We start from the raw sequence: 8070 nt of genomic DNA, 5'->3' as shown, positions 1-8070 counted from the left end.
AAAAGAGATATGAGGAAGCAAAACTTCAGGAGGTTGGTCAAGTGTCCAGTTTTGTAATTGTTGAGCCTTCTATACCGCCAGAATTTCCTGTTTATCCTAAAAAAAGACAGAACTTGCTTTTTGCAATTGTCATAGGTTTTGGTCTTGCTTTATCACTTGTATTTTTACTTGAATACCTTGATACAAGGATAAGAGATGTTGATGAAATTAAATCAAGTTATCCAGAAATACCTATTCTTGCTACAATTCCTTTTGTCAAAACAGATGATTCAGAAAAGATTACCCTAACTCGACAGAAAAGAGGTTCCCTTTACATGGAAAGTTTTAGGACTTTGAGAAGTAATTTAAAATTTCTGAAAGTTGGAGAAGAAATAAAGACAATTCTTATAACAAGCAGCCAACCTAATGAAGGGAAAACTACGATTTCCGTTAATCTATCTATCATATTTCAGATGGCAAGTATAAAAACCATCCTTATAGAGGGTGATTTAAGAAAACCTGGTCTCCCCAAAATTTTTGGTGAAAAAGAAAAAGGTTTAACCGATTATCTCCTTGGTGAAGTTAGAAAAGAGGAGATAATTTATGATACCTATATTGAGAATGTTTATTACATTGCTCCCGGTAAAATTCCTCCAAATCCTACAGAACTTTTATCTTCTGAAAAATTTAAAAAATTAGTTGAGGAATTAAAGAAAGATTTTGATATTGTTATTGTGGATTCGCCCCCCCTTACTTTGTTTGTAGATGCAGCTGTTATTTCAAGTTGTATTGATGGTTCTATAATTGTTTTGCAGTTTGATTATACAAGAAGGGAAACTCTTGAATATACTATTTCATCCCTTCAAAGATCAGGTGGAAAAATAATAGGTTTTGTTGTTAATAAAGTTACACCTTCTCCTTTTAAAACAAGAACTTACTATTATTATCCTTATTATAAGCCTTATAGAGATTACGGGTACCCAGTTGAGTATTGAAAAAGAAAAAGTAGCGATATCTGCCTGTATTTTAGGTTATCCTTTTAGATTTGATGGTAAAGATAAAAAAAATAAGGAAATTTTAGACAAGTTATCTCAAAAATACATTTTAGTCCCTATATGCCCTGAGATTCTTTCTGGTCTTTCAGTTCCAAGAAAGCCCTGTTCTATTAAGGAAGAGAGTGTTTTAGAAAATGAAAGTGGAGAGGATAAAACCCATTATTTTGTTAAGGGTGCAAAAAGAGCCTTAAAAATTTTAGAAAATTTGGGTATAAAAAAAGTTTTTTTAAAAGAAAAAAGTCCTTCCTGTGGTGTTAATTATGTCCACTTTTATGTTGATAAAAATATAACAAAGTTAAAAAAGGGTGCCGGTGTTTTTACTCGGATTTTAATTGAAAAAGGATTTTATGTAGAGGGGATTGATTGAATTAATTATTCTTGGTTCTGGTGGAGGTAGGATTGTTGTGTTTCAAGGAATAAGATCAAGTGGTGGTTTTATTATAAAGGGGGGAAATTTTTTGATTCATATTGACCCTGGCCCTGGTGCCTTACAGGGCCTTTTAAAAAATAAAATTTATCCAAACAAAATAACTCATATATGGGTAACTCATAAAGACTTAGACCATACAGGGGAATTGAATATATTAGTAGAGGGGATGACAGAAGGTGGGCTTAAAAAAAGGGGAGTTTTATTTACTCCAGAGGAAGTTTTAAGAGAAAATATTTTACTTCAATATTTAAGAGAATATTTAAGTGAAATTATAATTACAAAACCTGAAAATCTATATGATGCTGGGGGATTAAAATTTAAAACATCAATCATGCATAATCACAGGGGAGTTGAGTGTTTCGGGTTTATTATAGAAAATTTTTCTTTCGGTTACCTTGTAGATACGAGACCTGATGAACACATATTGAAGTTTTACAGTAATTTAGATTATTTGCTTGTTAACTGTGTTTTGCTTGAGCCCAAAGAAGATGTATATCATATAAGTTTACAGGATATACCTTATGTCTATGAAATTACAAAGCCAAAGAAATTAATTTTGACACATTTCGGTATGAAGCTATTAAAATATGGGTTTAGAAATATTTCAGATTTTTTAAGTAAATATAATATTCCCTTTACCCTTGCTTATGATAATATGAAAATTACTTTTTAATAATTTAACTTATTTTTGTGATTTTTATTTTATTTATTCTTGATTCTGAGGCATCAAGAATTTCAAATAAATATTTACCAATTTTTATTTTTTCCCCTTTTTCCGGGATTCTTTTTATTTTTTCAATTATATAACCTGCAGCTGTCAATACCTCCTCTTCATCATACTTTTCTATATCAATTAAATTAGAAAGTTCATCAACAGGCATTCTTCCAGGTATTATGTATCCATCTTTAATTTTTTGAGGCTTTATAATTATATCACGGTCGAGCTCATCAACTATTTCACCTACTATTTCTTCAACAAGGTCTTCGAGAGTTATAAGTCCGGTTACATTTCCGAATTCATCAACAACAAGTGCAAAGTGCACTCTTTTGTTTCTCATTTCCTTTAAAGCTTCAAGAGCATTTTTATTTTCTGGAAAATAATAAGGAGCTTTCATGACTTCTGTAACTTTCTTTTTACTATACTCTGATGGATCCATAAGTAAAATTTCTTTAAAAAATAATATACCTATTACTTCATCTTTTTTTTCTCTAATTACAGGCATTCTTGAAAAAGGATATTCTTTAAATATCTTTAAGGCTTCGCTTATTGTGTCCTCATGACTGACACATATCATATCTATTCTTGGTATCATAACTTCCTGTATTCTTTTTTCAGATAGTTTTTTGATTCCTTCTATGAAATCTTCTATATTTTCCTTTTCAGTAAATTTTTCCTTTTTATTTCTTTTGAATATTTTGAACATATTCTTTAAAAAGAGCATATATATCTTTTTTTTCAGGCAAAACTATACCTGCTGAAACGATCGCTTTTAAAGCCTCTTCAACAGAAAGTTCTAAATAAAAAATTTTATCTTCCGGGACTATTAAATACCATCCACTTGTGGGGTTCGGAGTCGTTGGTATAAAGATATTTACAAACTTTTTCCCATTAATTTCCCATTTTTTATCAGAAGTTACAAAACCTATTGCATAATGTCCCTCCATTGGAAATTCTACAAAGATAACCTTTTTAAAGGCTGTTTTCTGGGAAAAAATAGCATCAGTTAATTTTTTTGCTCCAGAATAAAAACCTCTTATTAAAGGAAGTTTTACTAAAAAATTTTCCCCATACTCAAATATTCTTTTACCTATTAAAGTTGTAACAAAAAAACCAACAAGGTAAATAAATATAAAAGAAAAAATTAGTCCAAAAACGGTTGAAACAAAAACATTTTCTGTTCTTAGAATTCCTATCTTTACAAAAAAATTTCCAATATTGGTTCCAGCAAACTTAATTATAATATAGAGAATATATAAAGTTACAAAAATAGGAAAAAGTGAAGCAATACCCGTTATGAGATACTTTTTAATTTTCTTACTCCCCCCTTTTTAATCACTTACAAAAACTCTAACAAATTTCTCAGTGTCTGAAAAACTTATTTTAACTTTTTTATTAAAAGTTTTTGCAATTTTTTTACCTATTTTTTCCGCAAGATGTTCTGTTGTAGTTTCAATAATTATCCTATTCTTTTCATTTTTTACACTCATTATTCTCTCAAGGGGGTTATGAGTAAACTCCTCACCTGCAATATGTTTTATCCTTGAATGAATTTCTTCGTTTTTTTGCTCCACAAAATCACCAAAAATCTCTATAATTCCGAGAGGATATTTATCCCTTATTTTTCTACAAGCAGGACATTCTTTCTGTTGTATTTCTTTATGGTTTCCTTTCAATTCCTTCAAGAGTTCAGGATTATTGATCCATCTTTTTCTGTGGTAAAGAAGACCGCAGGTAGGACAAATTGTGGGGTCCACATATAAATTTTTATCCATATATGGATCTTTTAATTTATAAATATAACTCCTTGTGTCCTTACCCTTCATTTTCCTTACTCCTTTTTATTATTATAAACTTTTTTTAAACTTATTTTCAAGTTTTACCATGGCACTTCTTATATTTTTTACCGCTTCCACAGGGACAAGGATCATTTCTGCCAACCTTTGGTATATCTCTTTTTATAGTGAAACTGGGTGAAAGAGTTTTTACTTCACTTTTACTTTCCTCTTCTTTTTTTGAGATACTTAAGGTTCTTACAAGTTCAGGTCGAATTTCCCTTAATTTACTTAAATCAACTTTTCTTTCTGCTTCAACAATTTTAGCATGGAAAAGTCTGTGTATTGTTTCATTTCTTATCCTTCTTAAAAGTTCCTCAAACATTCTGTATGCTTCCTGTTTATATTCAATCAGGGGGTCTTTTTGACCATATGCTCTTAAGTATATTCCTTCTCTTAAGTGATCTAAAGCGTAAAGGTGCTCTCTCCAGGCTGTATCAAGAGTGAAAAGAAGACTAGCTCTTTCCAAATCTCTCATTCTTTCCTGTCCAAATATTTCCTCTCTCATTTCATAGAGTTCCTTAATCCTTTTTAGAACTTCTTCTTTGATTTTATTTTTATCTTCAATTTCTTTTAAATCAGAAAAATCAGCAAGAAAATGATATGATAGTTCCCCCAGAAATTCATCAATACTCCATTCTTCCTTTTCTTCTGAAGCTAAAAATCTTTCCATTAATTCCTCTACAAGATCAAGGACATAATCGTTCAAAATGAGTTCTTTCATATTTTCTCCTTCTAAGATCTCATTTCTCAAACCATAGATTACCTCTCTCTGCTTATTCATCACATCATCATATTCAAGAAGTCTTTTTCTGATTTCAAAGTTCTGCATTTCAACTCTTTTCTGTGCTGTTTCAAGAGCCCTTGTAACAAGTTTACTTTCAATGGGTCCTTCATCCTTTTTTCCAAATCTTTCCATTAACTCTTTTACTTTGTCAGAACCAAATAGTCTCAAAAGGTCATCTTCAAGTGATAAAAAGAATTTTGTTGTTCCAGGGTCACCCTGTCTGCCTGCTCTTCCCCTTAATTGCCTATCAATCCTCCTCGCTTCATGTTTTTCTGTTCCTATAATGTAAAGTCCCCCAAGTTCTCTAACACCTTCTCCCAGCTTTATATCAGTGCCTCTTCCCGCCATGTTTGTTGCAATTGTCACAGCATACTTCTGTCCTGCTCTTGCAATTATTTCTGCTTCCTGTTGATGATATTTAGCATTTAAAACATGATGAGGTATTCCTTCTCTTTTTAACATTCTTGAAAGTAATTCCGAGACTTCAACAGAAGTTGTTCCCACAAGAACAGGTCTTCCAATTTTAAAGTTTTTCTTTATTTCTTCAATAACTGCCTGGTATTTTTCCTTTTTTGTTTTAAATATGATATCAGGAAGATCAACTCTAATAACAGGTTTGTTTGTTGGTATAACAATGACGTCAAGTTTATAAATCTCCCAGAATTCTTGAGCTTCTGTTATAGCTGTTCCAGTCATTCCGGCAAGTTTCTCATACATTCTGAAATAATTTTGAAGTGTAATTGTTGCAAGTGTTTGAGTTTCCCTTTGTATTTCAACCCCCTCTTTTGCTTCAACTGCCTCATGTAACCCATCTGACCATCTTCTTCCAGGCATCAATCTTCCTGTAAATTCGTCAACGATGATTACTTTTCCATCCATAACTACATAATCTACATCTTTTTCAAAAAGGGAGTAAGCTTTCAAAAGTTGCTTTATAGCATGAATTTTTTCAGATTTTTCTGAATATTCTCTTATTACTTTTTCCTTTTCATAAAATTTTTCTCTTGGTGAAAGAGTTTCATCCTTTTCAATTTTTGTTAATTCAATTGAAAGATCAGGTAAAACAAATAAATCTTTATCTATGGTCAAAAATTCTTTTCTTCCTTTTTCTGTTAAATCTACATTATGAGATTTTTCATCTATCACGTAAAAAAGTTCGCTTTCAAATTCTCTTATTTTCTTTTCTTTTAAAAGTTCAAGTTCAATTTTTTCTGTAAGTTTTAATATATCTGGTTCTTGTAAGAGTTTAAAAAGTTTTCTTGATTTGGGAGCACCTTTTTTAGCAAGAAGTATTTTTTCAGCTGCTTCTTCTTTTTTCCCCTGGCTTAAATCTTTTTCTGCTTCATTTAAAATTTGATTAACAAGTAGCATCTGTTTTTTAACAACTCTTTCTACATGGGGTTTAGCTTCTTTATATAAATAATTGCTTGTTCTTTCTATTGGTCCAGATATTATAAGCGGAGTTCTTGCTTCATCTATTAAAATGGAGTCAATTTCATCAACTATTGCGTATATATGACCTCTTTGGACTTTGTCTTCTTTTCTGTAAACCATATTGTCTCTTAAATAATCAAATCCGAATTCATTATTTGTTCCATAGGTTATATCTTTGTTATATTCGGGTTTTCTTTCCTCTGGTTCCATACCACTCTGAATTACCCCAACTTCAAGTCCAAGCATCTCATAAACAGGTCCCATCCATTCTCTATCTCTCCTTGCAAGATAATCATTTACTGTAACAAGGTGGTTTATTCCCCTTGGTGAGCCATTAACTAAAAATCTTTTATCACCTTTTAATCCTCTTGCTCTTCCAATAAGTGAATTAAGGTAAAGTGGCATTGTGGCAACGAGGGTTTTACCTTCACCTGTTGCCATTTCTGCTATTTTACCTTGATGCAAAACTATAGCACCAAGAATCTGAACATCAAAGGGAATCATATCCCATTCATAATCCTGGCCAGTTATTTTCCACTTTTTTCCAACAAGTCTTCTGCAAGCTTCTTTAACAAGGGCAAAAGCTTCAGGTAGAATTTCCATATCACTTTCACCATCTTTTAGTCTCTGGACAAATTCTTCAGTTTTTTTAATCAGGTCTTCATCAGTAAGATGATGGTAAGTTTCGTATATTTCGTTTACCTTTTTAACTATAGGCCATAATTTCCTTATAACTCTTTCATTTCTTGAGACGAATATTTTTTTTAAAATTTTTTTAATCATTTTCTATTTCACCTCCTAAAAATACAGATTTTTTTAATTTAGAATGATAGGGTGACCATCTTTCACCCTCTTGTGCCATTTTTATTGCTTCATCAAATTTATAAATCTCAGCATCAAGCATATCAGCCATATAAAGGATATAGGCTTCTTTTGTCATTGGGAGAGTTAAAGCTCCCTGACTTTTTGTTCCATGATGTGATGCTATAAGGTGCAAAAGATTGAGCCTCAAATCTTCTGGAAATTTTGATTTAAATATTCCCCCAGATTCTCTTTCTTTGTTGAATTTTTCAATTTCCTCATCAATTTTTTTCATTCCAAGATATATATGGTCAAGAAGCCTTCCTTCATCTGTCATACTTGATTTAAAATCTATTTTGTATGATAAAACTTTTCCTAAGTCATGTAAAAGAGCACCTGCTATAAGTAAATCCCTGTTTATAGAATTATAACATTCAGAAATGGCTTTTACTATTTTTACTACATTAAGTGTATGTTCAGCAAGCCCTCCTGAGTAAGCATGGTGGTATTTAACAGCAGCTGGTGCTTCAAGGAAATTTTCAAGAAATTCTCCTTTAAAAATTTTTGAAAGTAATTCCTTTAAAAAGATGTTATTAAGAGAATCTATTTCTTTTAAGATTTCCTTTTTAAGAATTTCCTTTGGAATCGGTGATGCAGGGATAAATTCCTCTTTTATTGATTCAACCTCTTCAACTTTTTCAGCTTCTTTTATTATTACTCTTTTTTCCTCCTTATATACTCCTATTTCTCCCTTTACTTTATATATTCCTTCCTCCAAATTAACATTTATATCAAAAAGATAAGCTTTTAATTCTCCTGTTTTATCAGAGATTAAGAGTTCAATATAGTCTCCCTTTTTACCTGACGAGTTTTTAAGAGAATGCAAATAAAATATATCTTCAAAACTTCCTTCTGATTTTATTAAATCTTTTACATAAATTTTTTTCATTATTTTAAGATAATAAAAAATAAAGATTTTTTTCTAAAAATTCAAGTTGACAAATTAAAATTTTTGCTATATAATAAAATAC

The 8070-nt window shown here is 30.8% G+C and carries 8 protein-coding genes; 3 read left to right on the top strand and 5 right to left on the bottom strand.

The window, feature by feature from the left end; all coding sequences use genetic code 11:
• The 3 genes from ABIN73_06750 to ABIN73_06740 all read left to right on the top strand — a co-directional run.
• Nucleotides 1-974 (top strand): polysaccharide biosynthesis tyrosine autokinase (locus tag ABIN73_06750; protein MEO0269420.1); only part of this gene is annotated, 974 nt, incomplete at its 5' end.
• Nucleotides 964-1401 (top strand): DUF523 domain-containing protein, encoded by a 438-nt coding sequence (locus tag ABIN73_06745; protein MEO0269419.1) that lies wholly within the window; start codon nt 964-966, stop codon nt 1399-1401. The genes ABIN73_06750 and ABIN73_06745, both read left to right, overlap by 11 nt.
• A complete protein-coding gene (locus tag ABIN73_06740; protein MEO0269418.1) occupies nt 1394-2137 on the top strand; it encodes an MBL fold metallo-hydrolase in 744 nt (247 codons plus the stop codon). The genes ABIN73_06745 and ABIN73_06740 overlap by 8 nt, the downstream gene beginning before the upstream one ends.
• A 4-nt stretch (nt 2138-2141) precedes the next feature.
• On the opposite strand, the gene ABIN73_06735 is transcribed toward ABIN73_06740, so the two are convergent.
• From ABIN73_06735 to ABIN73_06715, 5 genes are all read right to left on the bottom strand, one after another.
• Nucleotides 2142-2888 carry a hemolysin family protein gene (locus ABIN73_06735; GenBank protein MEO0269417.1) on the bottom strand — a complete coding sequence of 249 codons (747 nt, stop codon included), beginning with the start codon at nt 2886-2888 and terminating at the stop codon, nt 2142-2144.
• Complete coding sequence (locus ABIN73_06730; protein MEO0269416.1) at nt 2863-3315, bottom strand: DUF502 domain-containing protein; 453 nt, start codon at nt 3313-3315, stop codon at nt 2863-2865. The genes ABIN73_06735 and ABIN73_06730 overlap by 26 nt, the downstream gene beginning before the upstream one ends.
• Nucleotides 3316-3513: 198 nt before the next feature.
• Complete coding sequence (locus tag ABIN73_06725; protein ID MEO0269415.1) at nt 3514-4008, bottom strand: BCAM0308 family protein; 495 nt, start codon at nt 4006-4008, stop codon at nt 3514-3516.
• Nucleotides 4009-4054: 46 nt separating this feature from the next.
• The gene (gene secA, locus ABIN73_06720; GenBank protein ID MEO0269414.1) at nt 4055-7021 is read right to left on the bottom strand and encodes a preprotein translocase subunit SecA; all 2967 of its coding nucleotides are present in this window, start codon (nt 7019-7021) and stop codon (nt 4055-4057) included.
• The gene (locus ABIN73_06715; GenBank protein MEO0269413.1) at nt 7014-7988 is read right to left on the bottom strand and encodes an HD domain-containing protein; all 975 of its coding nucleotides are present in this window, start codon (nt 7986-7988) and stop codon (nt 7014-7016) included. Before ABIN73_06715 ends, secA begins: the two co-directional genes overlap by 8 nt.
• Nucleotides 7989-8070 lie beyond the last annotated feature (82 nt).

The sequence above is a fragment of the candidate division WOR-3 bacterium genome (assembly GCA_039804025.1).
Taxonomy (GTDB): domain Bacteria; phylum Hydrothermota; class Hydrothermia; order Hydrothermales; family JAJRUZ01; genus JBCNVI01.
This window is presented reverse-complemented; position numbering and strand designations above follow the sequence as displayed.